This window comes from Solibacillus sp. FSL W8-0474 (genome assembly GCF_038004065.1).
Classification (GTDB): Bacteria; Bacillota; Bacilli; order Bacillales_A; family Planococcaceae; genus Solibacillus; species Solibacillus faecavium.
The window spans coordinates 2,857,098-2,878,185 of sequence record NZ_JBBOQJ010000001.1 but is presented as its reverse complement, the minus strand read 5'-3'; the positions used below and the strand labels follow the sequence as shown (position 1 = coordinate 2,878,185).

Here is a 21,088-nt window from a genome sequence, read left to right as displayed (position 1 = left end):
ATTGATTTAACAAGTTTCTAGGGCTTTTTAAGTTACTCTTTGCAGAGTCAACTACTAATTAACGAGAGTAGAACTCGACGATTAATTGTTCGTTGATTTCAGCAGATAATTCAGAGCGCTCTGGCATACGTACGAAAGTACCTACTTTAGAGTCTGCATCGAATGATAAATATTCTGGTACGAAGCTGTTAACTTCTACAGATTCAGCTACTACTGAAAGGTTAGCTGATTTCTCACGTAATGAGATCGTTTGACCTGGTTTTACTGAGAATGATGGGATATCAACGCGTTTACCATCCACTAAAATGTGGCCATGGTTAACTAATTGACGAGCTGCACGACGAGTGCGAGCTAAACCTAAACGGTATACTAAGTTGTCAAGGCGAGTTTCAAGTAAGATCATGAAGTTTTCACCTTGTACACCTTGTAATTTACCAGCTTTAAGGTAAGTGTTTTTGAATTGACGTTCAGTCATACCATACATATGACGTAATTTTTGTTTTTCAGTTAATTGTAGACCGTACTCTGATTTTTTACCGCGAGAGTTCGGGCCGTGTTGACCTGGTGCGTAAGGGCGTTTTGCGATTTCTTTACCTGTGCCGCTTAATGAAATACCAAGACGACGAGATAGTTTCCAAGATGGACCTGTATAACGAGACATAATTGTGTCTCCTCCTTTAAATTTGGTTTTTGTTGTAAAAGAAAAAACCAGTTGTACCCGACATTAAACGGTATTCTATTTTCATGTATCTTCGCCCATGCAGCCGAGAGGGTTACACAATACACCATTCTAATAAGTTAGAAGGAACAAAATACACGATTAAGTTATACAACTACTGCATTCATTTTACACAAAGGCTATTGTATCTTTTTTTTAACAGCACGTCAACAATTAGTACTATTTCCGTGAAGTAGTAAATGTTAAGTATGAATTATTAGAAGAATAAAAGAAGTAAATGGGTGATAAAACATCAATTAGTAGAGGTAAACTACCGGAAAAATTAATGTTAGGTAATTATACATATAAGGGAAAATGGTGATGAGACAGAAAATAATCGTTTTTCTAATAAAAACGATACTATTAGGGGTGTTTATTAGAAAAATATTACATAAATAAATAGTCAAATAGGCACGATGAGTGTATACTTGATGATAAGTAATAAGAAACTGACAATGGCAATAGCGAAAGAAAAGGTGATTTAATGGTGGAAAATCAACTAAAGATTGATCAATTTAAATCTAATATCCTGAACCTTTGTATGAATTCAAATATACAGCAAAATAAACTTCATGACTATTTTCTGCTATTGGAAGAGAGCCTGGCAGATTTTTTCAAAATGGAAGATTGTTTTTTATTCCATTTGATTGATAACAACCTAAAGCCGGTAACCAACCTGAATTATTATAATATCGATTTTAATTTATTAGTCCCTTATCTAAATGGAAATAAGGTTGTAGAGTTACCCAAGTTTTTAAAGGAACTTTCGTATTTCAGAAACCATACAAATATAATGCCACTTATGAGTAACAATAAAATCGATGGAATCATTGTTTTTAAATATAAAAAAACAACTCCCCCTTTCGAAATACAATTAACAGAAGATATTATAATTAATATCTCCTCCGTTCATAAATATTTAGTGCAAAATTATGAAGTACATTCAAATGAGCAAAAATATCGTAAACTTTATGGAATGACTGACCTTTTTCACTCCACGATGGATATTGATGTAATTTTGCAAAATGTACTGATTACGATTGAAGATAACTTTTCAGATTTAGAAGTAGAACTGATATTATCAAATGATCAGGATCGTCAAACGAAAATCCAAATAAAACCTTTTGATTACTTGTCAGAGCGACCTTCAACAATCGAGGCGTTTGTATCTGGAGAGTTAAAAGAGGATATAGCCATAGAATTGGACTGTCGTTTATTAAACGTACCTATTAAAGGTAGGCAAGCAATTTACGGCATATTACAGGTAAAAGCACCTATTAATTATTCCTTTACCAATTCAGAAAAAGAGTTTATAAAAATGCTTGCCCAGGCATCAGGGAATGCATTGGAAAATGCCAAACTCTATCACCAATCACATCGACTAATCAGCGATTTGCAGTTAATTAACGAAACTTCTCATCGTTTGAATATGAAGTTGACGATTAACGAAATGCTTTTATTTTTACAAAAACAATTATTAAAGTCATTCCAACCGATGGAAGTCGGGTTTTTATTTAAAGGGAAAGATCATTATGAAATGACGGAAGTCTGTACTCCGTATTTTAATCAAGATAAATCTCTAGCATATATTCATTATGTAGAAAAGCACTTTAAAGTAAAACAGGATCCGTTATTTATCGCTGATTTTAGTCGTCTTATTGCGGAGGAAATTGAATATAAATCAGTGATGGCTATTCCAATGATTGTGGAAGAAAAGATTATTGGATTTAGCATTGTATTGCATCAGGAACCGTATTTCTTCTCCTTTGATAGTTTTAAGTTGATGCAATCGCTTATTCATCATTCTTCTTTAGCTATTTCCAACTCTGTTTTACGGGAGCAATTACAGGAAATGGTGGATCGTGATCATTTAACAAAGCTTTATGCCCGTAGTTACTCTGATACTTATGTAGAAAAATCAATTCAAAAAGATGACTCAGGTATGTTTCTTCTAATTGATATTGATAACTTTAAAAAGGTTAATGATACGTTTGGACATCAGGTTGGGGATAAAGTGCTCGTTCAAATTGCTGTTCAATTAAAAAAGAAAATTGGTTTAAGAGGGATCTGTTCAAGGTGGGGCGGTGAAGAGCTCGCAATTTATATTCCGAACATTCTAGAAGATGAGGCAATGAAAGTTTCGAAAGAGCTAGTGGATCTGATACCAAAAGTAACGAAACCTTCTGTCACAATTTCGGCCGGAATGGTTACATGGTATAAAGGAAAGCGACCGGATTTTCAACATATCTTTTTACAGGCGGATACAGCTTTATACAATGCTAAAAGTAACGGGAAAAATCGCGTTTGTGTGTTTGAAAGTTCAATGGAACTAAAATGTTAAAGGGAGAACCTGAAAATTAATTCAGGTTCTCCCTATTTTCTATTTAAATATGTTTTAAGAGCACACTGACAAATCGCTCTAATCCTGCTTTATCTTCCAATGAAAAACGAGCTTCATTCGGGCTATCAATATCCAAAACGCCAAATACTGTTCCATTTGCAGTTAAAGGAATGACGATTTCCGATTTAGATGCTGCATCACAGGCGATATGTCCAGGGAAAGTATGTACATCATCCACCATAATTGTTTCATTGTTTTCGACTGCAGTTCCACAAACACCGCGTCCAACAGGAATGCGCACACAAGCAGGTAATCCCTGGAATGGACCAAGAACTAATTCGCCATCCTTCATTAAATAAAAGCCAACCCAATTGATATCTTCTAAAAAGTAATTTAGTAAAGCTGACGCATTACTTAAATTAGCAATGAGGTCGTTTTCCCCATCCAATAATGCGTCAAGATGTTTTGCAAGTTGCTCGTACTGCTCTGTTAGCGTACCGCTGTAAGAAATATTAGCAAACATATAAACCTCCAATTAAAATATAATTTTTTGCTGTAAAGCCTCGTGATGCTGATGTAAATCCTGTGCAGTATGTGCATCAGATCCAAAAATAATAGGTATGTTTAATTCTTTTGCAAATTGTACAAATGGTAATGGCGGATAGGGCTCCTTGCAGAAAGGTTTACTTATACCGGCACTATTGAAATCAAGTTCATAATGATACTGCTTCATTAAAGTGAGGACTTCCTTAATACGCAAGGAGTCGTCGATTTGTTCTGAATGAGCAAGCTGAAATTTATGAATTAATGTTGGATGACCTATTCGTGTCGGCTTGTAAGGGCCCAGGTCTGCCAAAATCGATTTTTTAACCGTTTCGTAATAGAGTTCGTACATAGGGGCGATTCCGCCTACCTTATTAGCAAATTGTAAATAGACTTTGTCGGAAAAGTCAATGCATACATACTCGTCTGCTGCCTTTAAAAAGTGAACTGATAAAATGGCATCATCGAGGAAAGGACCAAACTCATTTAGAAAGTGACGAGTTTGATTCTCGAAACCAATAATATAATCAACTTCTAAACCGATATTAATAATAATTTTTGACTGGTAGCGTTCTTTAAGTCTTTTCAGTTGATGAATATAGTCTTTCAAATATGCTTTATCCATACCACTATCCTTGTCGGGTGTTGGATCGATAAAGCCATCAGGTAAAGGAGCATGTTCTGTAAAAGATATTTCTTTGAATCCACTTTCAATCGCTTTATCGATATATTCCTCGAATGAATCTGTGGAGCCATGTGGGCAAAAAGGGGTATGTATATGTCCATCGCGCATCAATTTATGCGACCTCCTTCAAAAATATGGGATTTGCAGTAAAAAAACCTGTAAATAGTTCAACAAATAGTATAAAACATGTTATTATTAATAAGACATATATAAGTAATTTATTGATTTTAATTGGGATTAGGGGGCTTACAATGATAAATTATATCATCATTGTTGTCGTCATACTATTAGCATTATTGATTGTAGGGTTGGTAGTACGACGCAAGCATAATGCAGAAATAGGACGATTAGATAAAGAAAAGTTACAAATCCAACACTATCCAATTTTTGAAGAGCTAGCTAAAGTAAAAGCGCTAAACATGAATGGTCAAACAGAAGAGCTATTTGAAAACTGGCGAAATCGATGGTTGGATGTTGTGGATAAACAAATTCCGAAAATTGACGAATTGTTATTTGATGCGGAAGAATTTATTGATCGTTTTAAATTCAAAAAAGCTACGCATACAGAACGAGAAATTGATCAGGAACTTACAAAGTGTGAGCAAGTTCGTGTGCAAATTATTACAGAGCTAGACGAATTAATCGGCAGTGAAGAAAAAAACCGTATCGAAATTGAACAATTGAAAGAGTATTACCGCTCAGCTCGTAAAACGATCTTGGCACATCAACATTCATTTGGTCCCGCTTTAGAGGAACTGGAAAAGAAACTAGAGCAGTTTGTACCAAAGTTTGAAGAGTTTGATGAGCTAACGAAAGACGGTAACTACCTACAGGCCCGTGAAATTGTACTCCAACTAAATGATGAAGCTCAAACAATCTTTAACCTACTAAATGAAGTACCAACATTACTTACAGAAATACAGACAAAAATTCCGACAGCGATTCATGAGTTACGAAATGGTCAGCGTGAAATGGAAGAGCAAAACTACTATTTGCGTCATTTAGAGCTGACAGAATACCTGGATGGGCTTGAAAACGAATTAGACGTATTGAAGGAAGCAATTGCCGAGTTGAATTTACAGACTGTATTGCCACGCATTCAAACGATTAATGATGAAATTGATCATTTCTATAATTTACTGGAAAAAGAAGTAATGGCAAGAAAATATGTCGAACGCAATTGTTCGGGTATGTATAGTACGATTAATGAAGTGATGCGATTAACAAAAGATATTAGTGATGAAGTGGCTTATATTCAGCATAGCTATCGATTGCAGGACAAAGAGGCTGAAATTCCAAAAGTCGGTTTGAAGCATTTAGAAGTTTTACAAAGACGCTATGAATTATTGTCTACGCGTGTACAGGAAGAAAAGTCCGCATATTCAAGCCTTCAGGAAGAATTGAAGGAAATTACAGATGAAATTGAGCGTATTGCAGAAGAACAAGAGAGCTTTTCAAATAAATTAAAGAATTTACGGATTGACGAGAATAAAGCAAGGGCTGAATTGGAAACTTTAAAGCGTTTGCTACAAAATACAGAACGCTTGCTAGGACGTGCCAATATTCCTGGGATACCAGAGGAAATGGATGCGCGATTGGAAGAAGCGGCAGAACGTATTTTTGTAGTAGTTCAAAGTTTACAGGAAGTACCACTAAATATTGTACAAGTAAACCAACATTTACTAAGTGCAAAGCAATCCATTGAAGAAACACATGAAAAAGCACAGGAAATGATTGAGAATGTTTTAATCATTGAACGTCTCATTCAGTTTGGTAACAGATATCGCGCCAATAATCGTCAAGTGCATGAAAGTTTACTTGAAGCAGAGGATGCATTTAAAAAGTTCCGCTACATAAAGGCATTGGAAGACGCAGCAAGGGCAGTTGAAATTGTTGATCCAAATGCTATTAATCGTATTGAAGAGCTTGTACAAGAACAACTGATTTCAAAATGATAAGCATAACGGTTACATGTTGAACGATTTAGCGTTATAATAAATAAGCAAATTAAAGAGGTTGTGGTAATGGTTTAATAGACTATTATCACAACCTCTCTGCTTGAGATGAAATTACCTATAAAGTATTGCTTTACGTTGGGGTAAGTGTTTTCACGCAACCTTGTCGCAAAGCTAAATAGTTAAAAAAGAAGGTAGAGTATAGATGATTTATTTAGATAATAGTGCGACAACAAAACCACACGAGGATGTTCTAAAAACATTCTTGGTAGTAAATGAACAGTATTTTGCAAATCCGGCTTCCATCCATCGTGCCGGTGTTGAGTCAAATACGTTATTAACAAAAGCTCGTGAGCAATTAGCAAGTATTCTCCATACTGAAGAAAAGAACATATTGTTTACTTCCGGGGGAACTGAGTCAAATAATGCTGCACTTTTTGGTCTTGCAAAATCAAGTAATTTTAGAGGAAAGCATATTATTACGACAGAAATAGAGCATCCATCGATTTTGGAAGCTGTTAAGCGTTTAGAGGAAGAAGGCTATGAAATCGACTATTTAAAAGTAAATAAGTCTGGGCTTATTTCTTTAGAGGAATTACAGCAAAAGCTTCGTAAAGATACTATTATCGTAAGTATTATGCATGTAAATAACGAAATGGGTGCAATACAGCCAATTAAAGAAGCAGCACAACTAATTCATAAACAATGCCAAGCAATGTTCCACGTAGATGCGATACAAAGTTTCGGTAAGCTGCCAGTATTGTTTGATGGCGATAATGGTCCGGATGTTATTTCTATTTCAGGACATAAAATTCATGGTCTGAAAGGGAGCGGTCTGTTAGCATTTCGTAAAAAACCACAACTGAAGGCATTTATCGTTGGTGGGGGACAGGAATTTGGTTTACGCAGTGGAACTGTTGCAGTACCACAAGCTGCTGCGTTGGCAAAAGCTGCGCGTTTAGCTGTTGAGAAAATGCCTGTACATGTCGAGAACTTTAAAAAATGGTCAGCAGAGCTGCATCATTTCTTTGAGCAATTTGATCAAGAGGTTTATATACTTTCCCCAAAAGACGGTGCACCACATATTTTATCGTTTAGTGTAAAAGGATTAAAAGGTGAAATTTTAATTAATGCATTACAAAAACGCGATATTATCGTTTCAACATCAAGTGCCTGTTCATCTAAACAAACGAAAACTAGCCATGTTGTGGAGGCAATGAATATCGATAGTCGCTACAAAAACGGCGTATTGCGTCTAAGCTTCGGCGCTAATAATACAGACGAAGATATTGCTGCATTTAAAAAGCAATTTTCAGTAGTTATGAAAGAGTTAAAAGGAGAAATTACACAATGATTTTTAAAGAAATTTTAGTTCGCTACGGTGAATTATCAACAAAAGGTCGTAACAAAAAAGATTTTATCAGCCGTTTACGTGATAATGTCCGTTATTCATTCAATGATATTGCACCACTGAAAATTCGTGCAGAACGTGATCGTATGTTTATCGAAATAGAAAACAAAGAGAAATTTGCTGTGTTAATGGAGCGTTTACCTAATGTATTCGGTATTCAATCTATCAGCCCTGTTGCATCATGTGAAAAAGACTTAGATGTAATGAAGGCGTTAGCTATGGATATTTTAGAAGACTACCGTGATCGAGGCGATTTAACATTTAAAGTGGAAGTGCATCGTACAGATAAAACGTTCCCACTGGATACACATGAATTGCAGCGTGAAATGGGTGCAACCCTATTACCAAACTTTCCTAACTTTAAAGTACAGGTGAAAAATCCGGATGTCGCACTTCGTATTGAAGTACGTGAAGATGCGATCTATATGATGGCACAAGTAATTCAAGGTGCTGGAGGAATGCCAATCGGTTCAAATGGCCGAACACTGTTAATGCTTTCCGGTGGTATTGATAGCCCAGTTGCTGGGTATTTAATGATGAAGCGAGGCGTTAGACTGGATGCCATTCACTTCTTCAGTCCACCATATACAAGCGATAATGCATTGCAAAAAGTAAAAGAACTTGCAAATGAATTAACTAAATTCGGTGCAAATATTCGCCTGCATGTCATTCCATTTACAGAATTACAAGTAGCCGTAAAAGATGCGGTTCCGGATAATATGTCTATGACATCCACTCGTCGTATGATGATGAAAGTTGCAGATAAAGTTCGCGAAGAAATTGGTGCACTAGGAATCGTTACAGGTGAAAGCCTAGGGCAAGTTGCGTCTCAAACATTAGAAAGCTTAACTGCTATTAATGATGTGACAAACACACCAATATTACGTCCGCTAATTTCAGCAGATAAAAATGACATCATTAAAATTGCCAAAGATATAGGCACCTATGAAACATCAATACAGCCTTTTGAAGATTGCTGTACGATTTTTACACCATCTAGTCCGAAAACTAAGCCAAAATTAGAAAAAGTACTGCATTTTGAAAGCTTTACGGAATTCGATGATTTAATTGAACGAGCAGTGAAACACCGCGAAGTTCATGTGTTTCCACAAAAGCAAGTAAAAGAAGATAAATTTGCTGATTTACTATAAGTTTAAACTCTAGAAATGATTTCCTAATGGAACTATAAATTACCTGCTTTTTTTGTGTATTAAACTTTTCTCCTGGTGCATTCTAATGTCACAAGGAGGTGAGCAACACATGGCAAACAACAATAGTTCTTCAAACAAATTACGTGTACCTGGTGCACAACAAGCGCTTGACCAAATGAAATACGAAATTGCACAAGAGTTTGGTGTACAATTAGGAGCAGAAGCATCATCTCGTGCAAACGGATCTGTAGGCGGAGAGATTACGAAACGCCTAGTTCAGATGGCTGAGCAACAATTACGTGGTGGAAACCAATAATTAAAATTTAAAAAAGGAACCGTTACTTTAAGTAGCGGTTCTTTTTTATTTTGCAGGTAATAAAATAATTTATCCATTAAAAATAGCGGAATATTTTGATATTAATGAACTTCATTATTATACTTAAATGGTAAGATCTTTTTAAACAAAGGGGAGATTTAAAAATGATTCAAGACTATTTAGTAGCACCAGCAAATTATAATATTGTGGATGAATTTGAAAAACACGAAAATAAAGCGAATAAAACTGCATTGATTTTTCAAGAGGAAAATGGAAAGGAAAGTCGCTATACATATGAAGAACTTTTGCTGCAGGCAAATCAGGCTGCAAATGCCTTTTATGCAAAAGGGTTAAAAAAGGGTGATGTAATTTTAATTATGCTACCACGCTGTTTGGAGGCATATGTGTCATATATCGGCGCATTAAAAGCAGGACTAGTAATAATTCCAAGTTCAGAATTACTAAGAGCAAAAGATATTGAATACCGTTTAATTCATTCTGAAGCAAAAGCAATTATCGTAATGGAGCAATTTGTAAAAGAATTTGAAAGTGTTGAAAGTTTATCCAATGTTGAACGATTTATTGTTGGGAACAACAAAGAAGGTTGGACATCGTTAATGGATCTTGCTCAGCAACAATTAAACGAATTTAATTCTGTAAATACAACATCAAATGATTTAGCGTTTTTAGCCTATACATCTGGAACAACGGGAAATCCCAAAGGCGTAATGCATTCACACGGTTGGGGATATGCGCATTTACGTACGACAGCCGCAGAATGGCTTGGCGTACAGGATGGAGATACGGTATGGGCAACAGCAGCACCAGGTTGGCAAAAATGGATTTGGAGTCCTTTTTTAGCGGTGTTGGGAAGTGGTGCAACAGCATTTGTATATAAAGGGAAGTTTGATGCAAAGCAATATTTGCAATTAATAGAGCAATATAAGATAAATGTTCTTTGCTGTACACCAACTGAATATCGCATGATGGCTAAATTGGACCAATTAGGCTCATTTGATTTAAATTCATTACGAAGTGCAGTATCTGCAGGTGAACCGTTAAATCGGGAAGTAATTGAAACATTTAAGCGAGAGCATAATTTAGTAGTGCGGGATGGATATGGGCAAACGGAAAACACATTGCTAATAGGAACATTGCTAAATACAGAATTACGTTCCGGCTCAATGGGAAAACCAACTCCAGGTAACATTATTGAATTAGTAAATGAGGATGGTGAGCCGGTTCCGGTAGGTGAAGTTGGGGATATTGCTGTACACAAATCAACACCAGCACTATTTAAAGGCTACTATAAAGATCCAGAGCGTACAGCAATTCAATTTCGTGGAGATTGGTATATAACAGGTGACCGTGCTACAAAAGATGACGAAGGTTACTTCTGGTTTGAAGGACGCAATGATGATATTATTATTTCCTCGGGCTACACAATTGGTCCGTTTGAAGTCGAAGATGCTTTAACGAAGCATCCTGCAGTCCAAGAGTGTGCAGTCGTTGCAAGTCCTGATGAAGTACGGGGAAATATCGTAAAAGCTTTTATTGTATTAAAAGACCAATCGTTGAAAGATAGCCCAACAATTGTTGAGGATTTACAAAATCACGTTAAACAACTGACAGCACCATACAAATATCCACGTGTGATTGAGTTTTTAGATGAGTTACCTAAAACAATTTCAGGGAAAATACGTCGTGTCGAACTGCGATCTAAAGAGTTGAAATAACAGTTTCCGACATTATTTCCTGGGGAATAAGGGAAAAAGGTGGCGAACTTTGCCGCCTTTTTTTGTGGGAAATGAGGATAAGATAAAACTGGTAAAATGAAATGCTTTTCATTGAAACTTTTTTAATATACCATCGTACATATAATAAGGAGGCGAAGGCATGAATACAAAACGAGTAGTAGCTTTAATAATAGCTGCCGTATTATTATTTTTCTCAATAGGGATTAATACGATTATTACAATTTTTAAAACGGATTTCTTTAGTAGCTTTGATATGCTAGGGTCAGATGCACTTACATATGAAAATGTAGTCGAAACAGGTGATTTTACGAAGCGTATTGCTAATCTAAAAGTTGATGGTGTAATTCAGGATGTTGGTGAACCAAGTATATGGGAAACTGTAGATTATAATCATCAAGTATTCCTTGAACAGCTGGACGCTGTTTTAAACGATGAAACAGTTAAGGCAGTTCTTTTAACGGTTAATACGCCAGGTGGTGGTGTAATTGAATCAGAAGAAATATATCAAAAATTATTACAGATTAAAGAAGAAAGACAAATACCGATTTATGTAACAATGGGGGCGATGGCTGCTTCGGGTGGCTATTATATTTCAGCACCAGCAGATAAGATTTTTGCTCAGCGTGAAACGATTACAGGATCAATTGGTGTAATTATGCAGTCGATCAATTATGAAAAATTAGCTGAAAAAATCGGCGTAGAATTTGAAACGATTAAATCCGGCGAACATAAAGATATGTTCGGGGGGCCACGTCCTTCTACTAAAGAAGAGCTGGCAATGCTTCAGGAGATGATTGATGAGTCGTATGAACACTTTGTTGATATTATTGAAGCTGGACGTAATATGTCAGAAGCAGAAGTGAAAAAAGTTGCCGATGGCCGTGTATTAGGTGGTACACAGGCATTAAGAGCTGGTTTAGTCGATGAAATTGGTAATGAAGAGGCAGCCATTAATGCATTACGGGCAGATTATGGTCTGGAAGATGCACAGTTGTTTGAATATACGAAAAATACAACGAGCTGGGGTTTATTTTTAGGGGCCAAATTAGGCTCAATGTTCAGCCCATCAGCAGAATCGCAAGTTTTATCTAAAATTATTTCATCAACGAATTCACCACGTATGATGTATTTATACGGTGACTATTAATAGGAGGGAAAGCAATGACTGAAGCAATCGAAGTAGTTGATACAACATCTGCCGAAGAGCTGCCTTCTATTAAACAAAAAACAGCAGGTTTTTGGATGCGTTTTTGGGCTTTTATACTGGATTCTCTAGTTGTTAGTGCAATAGTGGGGATATCTATAAAACCAATATTTGCGTTAATGGATTGGAACACAGCTAGCAATGTCTGGTATGCACCAATGACCATTATATCCGGAATCATTTTTTATGCTTATTTTGTCCTGTTGACGAAGTTCTTCAAGCAAACATTAGGGAAAATGGTTTTTGGTATAAAGGTAGAAAAAGAAAATGGCGAACCTTTGGACTGGATGACTATTCTTTTTCGTGAAGTAGTAGGCAGATTCATTAATGGTACATTATTGTACTTACCATATTTAATCGTCGCATTTTCGCCAAATAATAAAAGTATTGCAGATTATTTTGCGGATACTGTTGTCATTCATGAGAAGATTTATACTAAAGATGTTTAAGAAAAATTAGAAGGGGAAATGTAAACTATCGACACCTTCTATATAAAAGAAAAGGGTTGCTTCGTAATCAATTTTGATGCTGAGCAATCCTTTTCTTTATTTAGGAAGTGAATGTGAGTTCAGTTAGTTGCATTTTTCAAATCATGTTTAGTAATATTAGGGAATATAAAGGAGGCGTATAGTTATGGCACAAGTAACATTTAAAAACGGTCCGGTAACATTAATCGGCAATGAAGTAAAAGTAGGGGATCAAGCCCCGGATTTTAAAGTATTAGCAAATGATCTATCTGAGGTAACACTAAAAGACTCTGAAGGTAAAATTCGCTTATTTTCAGTAGTACCATCATTAGAAACAGGTGTTTGTGACAAGCAGACACGTACATTTAATGAAGCAGCAGCTGGTTTAGGTGAAAATGTAGTTATTTATACAGTTTCAATGGACTTGCCATTTGCTCAAAAACGCTGGTGTGGAGCAGCAGGTATTGACAATGTCGTTACAGTATCTGATCACCGTGATGCATCTTTTGGCGAAGCGTATGGCGTACATATGAAAGAATTACGCCTATTAGCACGTTCGATTTTTGTAGTGGATGAAGCCGGCAAAGTAACTTATGTAGAATATGTTCCAGAAGGTACAGACCACCCAAATTATGACGCAGCGATTGAAGCTGTAAAAGCTCTTTCAAAATAATTTCGTTTTTGACGATTTTGTTGTAAAGTAAATACATGATGATGGATACCCACTCAATAATTATTGAGTGGGTTGTTCATTTGTGGATTGAGAAATAGATTTCAACAAGGAATCCACAGATGAAAAGAGGTGGTGTCTCACTTTTTAGTGGGAATCGTTTCTTCGATGAATAGGAATGAGGGAGTTATTTTTATGGAGAAGTTTGAACAAATCTTTAAATACATTAATGACCATGCTGAAACAATTGTTGCCCAGGAAGAGCAGGATTATTTAGAAGCGTTGTTACAAACATTGGAAGAAACACTTGATGGGAAATTTGATTGGCAAGTAGAAGGTGCAACCAAGGAAGATATGCGTAAAGCTATCCAAATTGCGATTCTTAAAGGTATGCGTAAAAGTGCTCAGCCAAATCACCAAATGACCCCTGACACGTTAGGACTGATTGTGAGCCATTTTGTGGAGCGTTGCTTTGAACAGGAACTCACTGAGCGATCAATATCAATAGTAGACCCAGCCCTAGGGACAGGAAATTTACTGTTTACATTAATGAATGCGTTTGAAGGCAAAGTGGAAGCTACTGGGGTAGAAGTTGATGATGTGCTAATTCGATTAGCTGCAGCAACTGGAGACTTAGTAGAACAACCTGTAACACTATTTCGCCAGGATGCACTCGAGAAGCTACTAGTCGATCCGGTAGATGCAGTGGTATGTGACTTACCTGTAGGTTATTATCCGAACGAAGAGGTAGCACTTGATTATGAATTATGTGCAGCAGAAGGAATGAGTTATTCACACCACTTATTTATTGAGCAATCGCTGAATTACACAAAAGAAGGCGGCTTTGCATTTTTCTTAGTTCCATCTAACTTATTTGAATCTGATCAAGCAAAGCAATTGCATCAGTATATTAAGGGCCATGCGTGGATTCAGGCTGTCATTCAACTACCTGAAAATCTATTTGCTTCAAAAGCACATGAGAAAAGTATTTTAATTTTACAGAAGCAAAGTACACAACTAAAAGCACCACGCGAAGTATTATTGGCAAAAGTACCTAATATGTCCAATAGAGAAGCGTTGGCAATGTTTTTTGAAAAGGTACGTATGTGGAAAGAAAGCAATAATCAAAAACGTTAATTCACATTAAGACGTTAGTTTGGTTACTGCCTTACAACTGAAGAAACAGATATTATTGAACTAAAAAGCCATCTTCTCAATATGAGGAGATGGCTTTTTACTTTTAAATTATGAAATCATTCTGGAGTACGAATTACTAATACATCACATTTAGCAGTTCGAACGATCGATTCAGAAACGGATCCGATTAAGAAACGTTCTACAGCGTTTAAACCAGTAGCTCCACAAATGATTAAGTCTGCTTCAACAATATTTGAAAGGTCTTTTGTAATGATATTTTTAGGAGAACCATACTCGATGATAAGGTTTACATTCTCAACACCAGCTTCTTCTGCCTGCTTTTTATAGCCATTCAGTAATTCTTCAGAGTGTTGTTGAGCACGCTCAGCGATTGAACGGTCATAAGCTTCGATAGCTGCAAAAGAACGTGTATCGATAACGTTTACTAGATTAATTGTTGCACCTTCATTACGTTTTGCTACATCAATTGATTTTCGGAACGCATATTCAGCCTCTTTAGAACCGTCTACTGCTACTACAATGCTTTTATAATGATTTGCCATTTCCATTACCTCCTAATTTTTCTATGACTTTATTATAACAAATGATTATCGAATGGAAATAGCTAACACGGAAAATTAAAAAAATTACTATTATTATGTCATCTATTATGTGGAAAACGTACATAATTTGTTCAAATACTATGATAATATATTTTTATTACACTTTTAAATATTATTTTCGATTTTTAGCAGAGTTCACTATTCTGAATAAACTTTATATTTAAAATAAATCTACTATTTTTGTGTTAAAGTTGGTAGAATGGATTTGAATTATGTTAAGCATTTTTCTAAGCGATATTTATAGGGAGGAATTACGTTGAAAATCGGGGTACCGAAAGAGATAAAAAATAATGAAAATCGTGTGGCAATGACACCAGCAGGAGTATTGTCATTAATTGCTAATGGTCATGAAGTGTATATTGAAAAAGGTGCTGGCTTAGGTTCGGCATTTACGGATGATGACTATATTGCAGCAGGCGCAAAAATTGTTGATACAGCTGCAGATGCATGGAATGCGGAAATGGTTCTGAAAGTAAAAGAACCAGTTAAAAGTGAATATAATTATTTCCGTGAAGGTTTAATATTATTTACGTATCTACATTTGGCACCAGAACCAGAGCTTACAAAAGCATTAATTGAAAAACGTGTTACGGGAATTGCCTATGAAACCGTTCAATTACCAAACCGTTCATTACCACTATTGACACCGATGAGTGAAGTGGCAGGGAAAATGGCGACTCAAGTTGGTGCGCATTATTTAGAGAAATACCAAGGTGGAAAAGGAATTTTACTTGGGGGTGTCTCAGGCGTTCCACGCGGAAAAGTAACTGTAATTGGTGGGGGTATTGCTGGTACGAATGCAGCGAAAATTGCAGTTGGTATGGGTGCGGATGTAACAATAATTGATTTAAGTCCGGAACGTTTACGTCAGCTTGAAGATATTTTCGGTCGGGATGTACAAACTTTAATTTCAAACCCTTACAATATTGCTGATGCTGTTCGCTCAGCAGATTTAGTTATAGGTTCTGTTTTAATTCCTGGAGCTAAGGCACCAAAATTAGTAACAGAAGAAATGATTAAATCGATGTCACCAGGTTCAGTAGTAGTTGATATTGCGATCGACCAAGGTGGCTGTTTCGAAACTTCTGAAAAAGTTACAACACATGACAACCCAACATTTGTTAAACATGATGTAGTTCACTATACAGTTGCAAATATGCCAGGTGCAGTGCCACGCACATCTACACTGGCATTAACAAATAATACTGTGCCATATGCATTACAAATTGCCAATAAAGGATTCATTAAAGCATGTTTTGACAACCCAGCGTTAAAGCTTGGTTTAAACACGGTTGATGGGCATGTTGTCTATGAGGCGGTAGCAGATGCACAGGGATTACCTTATGTAGCTGTAGATGACGTTTTAGGCGTATTAACAGGATTAAACAGCTAAAAGTATGAATAATAAAACACTCGGATGTTATTAATAACGTCCGAGTGTTCTTTTATGAATGTTTATTTCACTGAAACAAGCTCTGTCGTAATTTCACCTTCGAAGTTAGTAACTCGAATTATACCGTAATCCTTTGCTAAATAAAGTTTAGATCCGTTTGGGTATTTGATGACTACAACATTTTTAAATGTCCCTGCTTTAGTCTTTAAAGTAGTCGAAGTACTTTCGACAGTTACCTCTGTTTTCGTATCCGATTCAATTCCATAATCCGTATCATAAATTGTCGATTTTTCCTTCATCGGATAACTTAAAGAAAAGAAGAATACATCGGAATAGGCAACACCAAGTTCGAAACTATTTTCATTTTCAATATATGTGTAGCCAATAAAGTCTTCTTCCATTAAGCTAACGGAATTTCTTATATCCGGATTCACGGAAGCTTTATACGTAGTTTTTGCTCCACCTTCTAATGAAGGTTCATAAGTATAGCTTCGATTAGCTTTAGGAAGTAAACCGTTTGTAATAACAGGCGCCTTTTTAGGTTCATATTTTTTCGGTTCTTGTGTTGTTAAAGTTTTTGAAAGAATATAACCCTTATTGCCATTATGTTTTATATAAGACCATTGACCTTCTTTTGAAAGAACAGTAACTTTAGACAAGTTTTCAAGAAGTGATAATTTTTTTGCACTAGGTGATGGAGCATCACGTAAAAAAATATTTTCTTCCGCATTAATAAACTGAGTCGACTCTGCATGTGCTGGCTGCGTTTGTAATAAGCTAAATGGCATTAGAAGCATGAGCAAGATGATTAGCATAAATAACGATAATTTTTTCATGATGCACTCCCTTTCTTCGTATTTATTTCCTCTTGTAAATTACCTATTCCTCAATTTTACCTATAGAAAACAAGTAAAGATTTGGGAATAGCCTTAAAAGTACATTAATCCTAGTAGGTGAATACTAGTTGTAAACGTTGATATACCTTCACTTAACATCTTATTCTCACAACGAAAATTTATATCATATCTCCTGGAAAAAATATTCTCAAGGACAAGTATATTACTGAGATTTTTCTTTATTCCTAATTATTAAATAAAGTTAAAAAATGCTCTAAACATGTAAATTTTTGAATTCTGATTAAACAACTTTATAAAATTCCCCTGCTATTCCAAACAAAAAAAGCTGTATGAAAGTTAAAACGCAACTTTCAATACAACTTTTTTTAATAAGTTAAAATATATTTTTAGGACTGTTAAAACAGACAGCCAGATTTAAAGGATAACTAATTCCTTAGTAAACTTCGTTAATACTTCTACGCCGTCATTTGTTACGACTACATCATCTTCAATTCGAACTCCGGCTGCATCTGATTTATAAATTCCTGGCTCGATAGTAAATACTGTACCAGGCTGTAACGTCATTTCGTTTGTTCCTGTAATCGATGGGAACTCATGAACAGAAATTCCAAGCCCGTGACCTAATCGGTGCGTGAAATATTCTCCGTAGCCTGCATCTGTAATAATATCGCGAGAGATTTTATCTAAATCCATTGCACGAACTCCAGGTTTTACTGCTTCGATTGCAGCTTCATTTGCGCGGCGTACTGTATTGTATACTTTCATTTGCTCCTCATTTGGCTGACCGAATGCTACTGTTCGTGTAATATCTGAACAATATCCTTCATAAATCACGCCTAAATCAAATAAGATGAAGTCACCTTTTTGGATTTTACGATCTCCCGGAGTACCATGTGGAGAAGCTGTTTTTTCACCGGCTAATACCATTGTATTAAAGCTCATCGCATGGCCTTTCGCTTTAATAGCAGATTCAATCGTATTTAAAATTTCCATTTCTGTTTTGCCTTCAGCGATTGCATTACAGCCAACTTCGATTGCGAAGTCTGCTAATTGCGCTGCTTTACGTAACTTCACAAGCTCTTCTTCGTCTTTGCAAATGCGGAGTGCATTTACCTTTTCATCGATATTTGTAAACTTCAACGTATCAAAACGTTCTTGTATTGCTTCTAAACGTTCAACAGTCAAATGGGATTTTTCGATTGCCAATGTATTGAATGATACGTTACGTGCTTTAACAGCGTTTGCCACAACATCCCATGCATTTTGAGTATCTTCATGTCCGATTACTTCATAAGACCATCCCGCTGCTACAACATCTGGTATTTCCATTTTCGGACAAATTAAAAAAGGCTCTGCGTCTTTAAATACCATGACACCGAGTAAACGTTCATGCGGATCACTTTTAAAATTAGAAAAGTAAAACACATTATCGGGAGTAGTGATAAAAGCAGCATCCCACTCATTTTCTACTAAATATTGCTGTAATTGATTTTGCTTTGACATATTAAAAATCCCCTTTTATTTCCTAAGAATGAATTCATAATTAAGCATATCAAAAAAAGGAGATTTATGCATAAATATCGAATATATTAGTGGTGACAATATATCTTTTAGGAGGGTAATTTTATGAAAGTTTCATATCATGGGCATTCAATTATAAAAATAGTAACGAATGGTACAACTATTTTAATAGACCCTTTTATAAATGGAAATGGTCTTACAGATTTAAAAGTTGAAAATGAAAATCCGGATGTTATTTTATTGACACATGGTCATAATGATCACGTAGGAGATACAGTGGAGTTGGCCAAAAAGAATAATGCGCTCGTTGTAGCACCAAATGAGCTGGCCGACTATTTAGGCTGGCAAGGGTGCAATGTGCATAATATGCATATTGGAGGCGCTCATGAATTCGAGTTTGGAAAAGTGAAATTTACACAAGCTTTTCATGGTTCTTCATATGTAACGGAGAATAAGGAAATTATTTATACGGGTATGCCTTCAGGGATTTTATTTACAGCAGAAGGAAAAACAATCTATCATGCTGGAGATACAGCATTGTTTGGAGATATGGAACTGATCGGAAAACGTCATCCAATTGACGTAGCTTTCCTGCCAATCGGCGACAACTTTACAATGGGACCAGAAGATGCTGCGTTTGCAGTATCATTACTAAAACCAAAAATCGTTGTACCAATCCACTACAATACATTCCCGCCAATTACACAAAATCCTGATGAATTTGCGAAACTTGTAGAAGGGGCGGAAGTCCAAATTCTACAGTCAGGAGAATTTGTTGAATTTTAATATGAAAAAAGCAAACTGCCCAACCTAGTAGACCAGGTTGGGCAGTTTGTCTTATTTTCTGCTGTTTTTTATAAGTAATAATGAGGGTATAGATATGGAAAATATATAATTGCAACGTTTAAATATGGTACACTAGGGACATAAATGAATGATGAGAAATAGGTGATGTAATTGTCAACGAAACACGAGAAGATTTTACAATACATTGAATCACTACCAGTTGGCGATAAAATTTCTGTTCGTCAAATTGCAAAAGAAATGCAAGTAAGTGAAGGGACAGCTTATCGTGCGATTAAAGAAGCTGAAAATCGCAGGCTAGTCAGCTCAATTGAACGTGTAGGAACAATCCGTATTGAAAAGAAAAAGAAAGAAAATATTGAACGATTAACATTTGCAGAAATTGTAAATATTATTGATGGTCAAGTGTTGGGTGGAAAGTCAGGCCTACATAAAACGTTAACTAAATTTGTAATCGGTGCGATGAAGCTTGACGATATGATGCGATATACAGATGCGGGAAGCCTTCTGATTGTCGGAAATCGTACACAAGCTCATGAATATGCATTAAAAACCGGTGCGGCCGTATTAATTACAGGTGGTTTTGATACGACGGATTCAAACAAAGCATTGGCTGATGAATTGGATTTACCGATTATTTCAACAAGTTACGATACGTTTACTGTAGCAACAATGATTAACCGTGCTATTTATGATCAATTAATCAAAAAAGATATTTTGCTTATTGAAGATGTATATGTACCAATGGAGGATACTGCTGTTTTAAGAAATAGTGATACGATTGCAGACTTCCATAAACAGAATCGCAGAACTACACATGGCGCATTCCCGGTTTTAACACATCAAAACAAGCTAGTTGGGATGATTACGAGTAAGGATGTTATTGGCAAAGAAGAGTCAGAGCCGATTGATAAGGTCATGACAAAGAGTCCAATTGCAGCTTCTATGAAAACAAGTGTAGCTTCTGCTGGTCACCGAATGATTTGGGAAGGGATAGATTTGCTTCCGGTCATAGATGAAGATGGCTTGTTAAAAGGTGTTATTAGCCGTCAGGACGTTCTAAAGGCGATACAATTAGCGCAGCGTCAGCCACAGCACGGAGAGACAATTGATGATTTAGTTAAAAATGAGATGCGTGTTATGGGCGAAGAAGATATCGCTGTTGAGTTTACAGTCACACCGCAAATGACGAATCAATTTGGTGCGATTTCTTATGGTGCCTTTACGATTTTACTTTCAGAAGTTGGGGCTTTTGCGTTGAAACGACGTAAACGTGGCGAAGCCGTTGTAGAAAATATGAATATTTACTTCATCAAGCCTGTGCAGATGGAGAGTGTATTAACAGTTCGTCCAAGAATTTTGGACATGGCACGTAAATTTGTGAAGATGGATTTTGAAGTATTCAGTGGAGCAAATCTTGTTGGTAAAGCAATGATGACATTCCAGCTTTTAGAAAGATAAATACAGCAGTAATATTGAATTTTAATAATAAAAAGGGTGTCCTCAAGGTAATACCTATAAAAACACCCTTCTCA

At 36.0% G+C, this 21,088-nt stretch carries 19 protein-coding genes; 13 read left to right on the top strand and 6 right to left on the bottom strand.

Translation table 11 applies throughout. The features are described from left to right. Positions 1-58: 58 nt before the first annotated feature. Positions 59-661 carry a 30S ribosomal protein S4 gene (rpsD, locus tag NYE67_RS14500; protein WP_191700593.1) on the bottom strand — a complete coding sequence of 201 codons (603 nt, stop codon included), beginning with the start codon at positions 659-661 and terminating at the stop codon, positions 59-61. 541 nt (positions 662-1,202) lie between these two features. Between rpsD and NYE67_RS14495 the strand changes: the two genes are divergently transcribed. Then, a complete protein-coding gene (locus tag NYE67_RS14495; RefSeq protein WP_340728690.1) occupies positions 1,203-3,059 on the top strand; it encodes a sensor domain-containing diguanylate cyclase in 1,857 nt (618 codons plus the stop codon). A 43-nt stretch (positions 3,060-3,102) separates the two neighbouring features. Here NYE67_RS14495 and NYE67_RS14490 read toward each other — a convergent pair whose 3' ends face one another. Together NYE67_RS14490 and hisJ are read right to left on the bottom strand one after the other, a co-directional pair. Continuing rightward, the gene (locus NYE67_RS14490; RefSeq protein WP_340730334.1) at positions 3,103-3,582 is read right to left on the bottom strand and encodes a GAF domain-containing protein; all 480 of its coding nucleotides are present in this window, start codon (positions 3,580-3,582) and stop codon (positions 3,103-3,105) included. 12 nt (positions 3,583-3,594) lie between these two features. After that, on the bottom strand, positions 3,595-4,398 hold the full coding sequence (gene hisJ / locus NYE67_RS14485) for a histidinol-phosphatase HisJ (protein ID WP_340730333.1): 804 nt from the start codon (positions 4,396-4,398) through the stop codon (positions 3,595-3,597). Between the two features lie 140 nt (positions 4,399-4,538). On the opposite strand from hisJ, the gene ezrA reads away from it, so the two are divergent. From ezrA to NYE67_RS14440, 9 genes are all read left to right on the top strand, one after another. Further along, positions 4,539-6,242, top strand: a complete 1,704-nt coding sequence (ezrA, locus tag NYE67_RS14480) for a septation ring formation regulator EzrA (protein ID WP_340728687.1) — start codon at positions 4,539-4,541, stop codon at positions 6,240-6,242. Between the two features lie 205 nt (positions 6,243-6,447). After that, complete coding sequence (locus tag NYE67_RS14475; RefSeq protein WP_340730332.1) at positions 6,448-7,596, top strand: cysteine desulfurase family protein; 1,149 nt, start codon at positions 6,448-6,450, stop codon at positions 7,594-7,596. Beyond that, positions 7,593-8,804, top strand: a complete 1,212-nt coding sequence (gene thiI, locus NYE67_RS14470) for a tRNA uracil 4-sulfurtransferase ThiI (protein ID WP_340730331.1) — start codon at positions 7,593-7,595, stop codon at positions 8,802-8,804. Before NYE67_RS14475 ends, thiI begins: the two co-directional genes overlap by 4 nt. A gap of 109 nt (positions 8,805-8,913) precedes the next feature. Next, a complete protein-coding gene (locus NYE67_RS14465; RefSeq protein WP_191700586.1) occupies positions 8,914-9,120 on the top strand; it encodes an alpha/beta-type small acid-soluble spore protein in 207 nt (68 codons plus the stop codon). Between the two features lie 164 nt (positions 9,121-9,284). Further along, positions 9,285-10,856, top strand: a complete 1,572-nt coding sequence (gene mbcS / locus NYE67_RS14460; RefSeq protein ID WP_340730330.1) for an acyl-CoA synthetase MbcS — start codon at positions 9,285-9,287, stop codon at positions 10,854-10,856. A 160-nt stretch (positions 10,857-11,016) separates the two neighbouring features. After that, entirely contained in the window at positions 11,017-12,024 is a 1,008-nt protein-coding gene (gene sppA / locus NYE67_RS14455) for a signal peptide peptidase SppA (protein ID WP_340730329.1), read from the top strand. 14 nt (positions 12,025-12,038) lie between these two features. Beyond that, positions 12,039-12,530, top strand: a complete 492-nt coding sequence (locus NYE67_RS14450) for an RDD family protein (RefSeq protein WP_340728683.1) — start codon at positions 12,039-12,041, stop codon at positions 12,528-12,530. A 184-nt stretch (positions 12,531-12,714) separates the two neighbouring features. Next, the gene (gene tpx / locus NYE67_RS14445) at positions 12,715-13,221 is read left to right on the top strand and encodes a thiol peroxidase (protein WP_340730328.1); all 507 of its coding nucleotides are present in this window, start codon (positions 12,715-12,717) and stop codon (positions 13,219-13,221) included. A 192-nt stretch (positions 13,222-13,413) separates the two neighbouring features. After that, the gene (locus NYE67_RS14440) at positions 13,414-14,355 is read left to right on the top strand and encodes a class I SAM-dependent methyltransferase (protein ID WP_340728681.1); all 942 of its coding nucleotides are present in this window, start codon (positions 13,414-13,416) and stop codon (positions 14,353-14,355) included. A 116-nt stretch (positions 14,356-14,471) separates the two neighbouring features. Here the strand turns inward: NYE67_RS14440 and NYE67_RS14435 are convergent, their stop codons facing one another. Continuing rightward, a complete protein-coding gene (locus tag NYE67_RS14435) occupies positions 14,472-14,918 on the bottom strand; it encodes a universal stress protein (protein ID WP_191700580.1) in 447 nt (148 codons plus the stop codon). A gap of 316 nt (positions 14,919-15,234) precedes the next feature. On the opposite strand from NYE67_RS14435, the gene ald reads away from it, so the two are divergent. Beyond that, positions 15,235-16,371, top strand: a complete 1,137-nt coding sequence (gene ald / locus NYE67_RS14430; RefSeq protein WP_340730327.1) for an alanine dehydrogenase — start codon at positions 15,235-15,237, stop codon at positions 16,369-16,371. A 62-nt stretch (positions 16,372-16,433) separates the two neighbouring features. Here the strand turns inward: ald and NYE67_RS14425 are convergent, their stop codons facing one another. Both NYE67_RS14425 and NYE67_RS14420 read right to left on the bottom strand, forming a co-directional pair. Then, a complete protein-coding gene (locus tag NYE67_RS14425; RefSeq protein WP_340730326.1) occupies positions 16,434-17,207 on the bottom strand; it encodes an SH3 domain-containing protein in 774 nt (257 codons plus the stop codon). A gap of 435 nt (positions 17,208-17,642) precedes the next feature. Continuing rightward, the gene (locus NYE67_RS14420; protein WP_340730325.1) at positions 17,643-18,731 is read right to left on the bottom strand and encodes a M24 family metallopeptidase; all 1,089 of its coding nucleotides are present in this window, start codon (positions 18,729-18,731) and stop codon (positions 17,643-17,645) included. Positions 18,732-18,854: 123 nt separating this feature from the next. On the opposite strand from NYE67_RS14420, the gene NYE67_RS14415 reads away from it, so the two are divergent. Together NYE67_RS14415 and NYE67_RS14410 are read left to right on the top strand one after the other, a co-directional pair. Further along, entirely contained in the window at positions 18,855-19,535 is a 681-nt protein-coding gene (locus NYE67_RS14415) for a metal-dependent hydrolase (protein WP_340730324.1), read from the top strand. 171 nt (positions 19,536-19,706) lie between these two features. Further along, a complete protein-coding gene (locus tag NYE67_RS14410; protein ID WP_340728676.1) occupies positions 19,707-21,014 on the top strand; it encodes a DRTGG domain-containing protein in 1,308 nt (435 codons plus the stop codon). The last annotated feature ends 74 nt before the right edge of the window (positions 21,015-21,088 follow it).

What these genes read in the sequence shown, in the direction of transcription:
- rpsD (WP_191700593.1), bottom strand. Translation starts at nt 661, where the DNA reads ATGTCTCGTTATACAGGTCCATCTTGGAAACTATCTCGTCGTCTTGGT.
- NYE67_RS14495 (WP_340728690.1), top strand. Translation starts at nt 1,203, where the DNA reads ATGGTGGAAAATCAACTAAAGATTGATCAATTTAAATCTAATATCCTG.
- NYE67_RS14490 (WP_340730334.1), bottom strand. Translation starts at nt 3,582, where the DNA reads ATGTTTGCTAATATTTCTTACAGCGGTACGCTAACAGAGCAGTACGAG.
- ezrA (WP_340728687.1), top strand. Translation starts at nt 4,539, where the DNA reads ATGATAAATTATATCATCATTGTTGTCGTCATACTATTAGCATTATTG.
- NYE67_RS14475 (WP_340730332.1), top strand. Translation starts at nt 6,448, where the DNA reads ATGATTTATTTAGATAATAGTGCGACAACAAAACCACACGAGGATGTT.
- thiI (WP_340730331.1), top strand. Translation starts at nt 7,593, where the DNA reads ATGATTTTTAAAGAAATTTTAGTTCGCTACGGTGAATTATCAACAAAA.
- NYE67_RS14465 (WP_191700586.1), top strand. Translation starts at nt 8,914, where the DNA reads ATGGCAAACAACAATAGTTCTTCAAACAAATTACGTGTACCTGGTGCA.
- mbcS (WP_340730330.1), top strand. Translation starts at nt 9,285, where the DNA reads ATGATTCAAGACTATTTAGTAGCACCAGCAAATTATAATATTGTGGAT.
- sppA (WP_340730329.1), top strand. Translation starts at nt 11,017, where the DNA reads ATGAATACAAAACGAGTAGTAGCTTTAATAATAGCTGCCGTATTATTA.
- NYE67_RS14450 (WP_340728683.1), top strand. Translation starts at nt 12,039, where the DNA reads ATGACTGAAGCAATCGAAGTAGTTGATACAACATCTGCCGAAGAGCTG.
- tpx (WP_340730328.1), top strand. Translation starts at nt 12,715, where the DNA reads ATGGCACAAGTAACATTTAAAAACGGTCCGGTAACATTAATCGGCAAT.
- NYE67_RS14440 (WP_340728681.1), top strand. Translation starts at nt 13,414, where the DNA reads ATGGAGAAGTTTGAACAAATCTTTAAATACATTAATGACCATGCTGAA.
- NYE67_RS14435 (WP_191700580.1), bottom strand. Translation starts at nt 14,918, where the DNA reads ATGGCAAATCATTATAAAAGCATTGTAGTAGCAGTAGACGGTTCTAAA.
- NYE67_RS14425 (WP_340730326.1), bottom strand. Translation starts at nt 17,207, where the DNA reads ATGAAAAAATTATCGTTATTTATGCTAATCATCTTGCTCATGCTTCTA.
- NYE67_RS14420 (WP_340730325.1), bottom strand. Translation starts at nt 18,731, where the DNA reads ATGTCAAAGCAAAATCAATTACAGCAATATTTAGTAGAAAATGAGTGG.
- NYE67_RS14415 (WP_340730324.1), top strand. Translation starts at nt 18,855, where the DNA reads ATGAAAGTTTCATATCATGGGCATTCAATTATAAAAATAGTAACGAAT.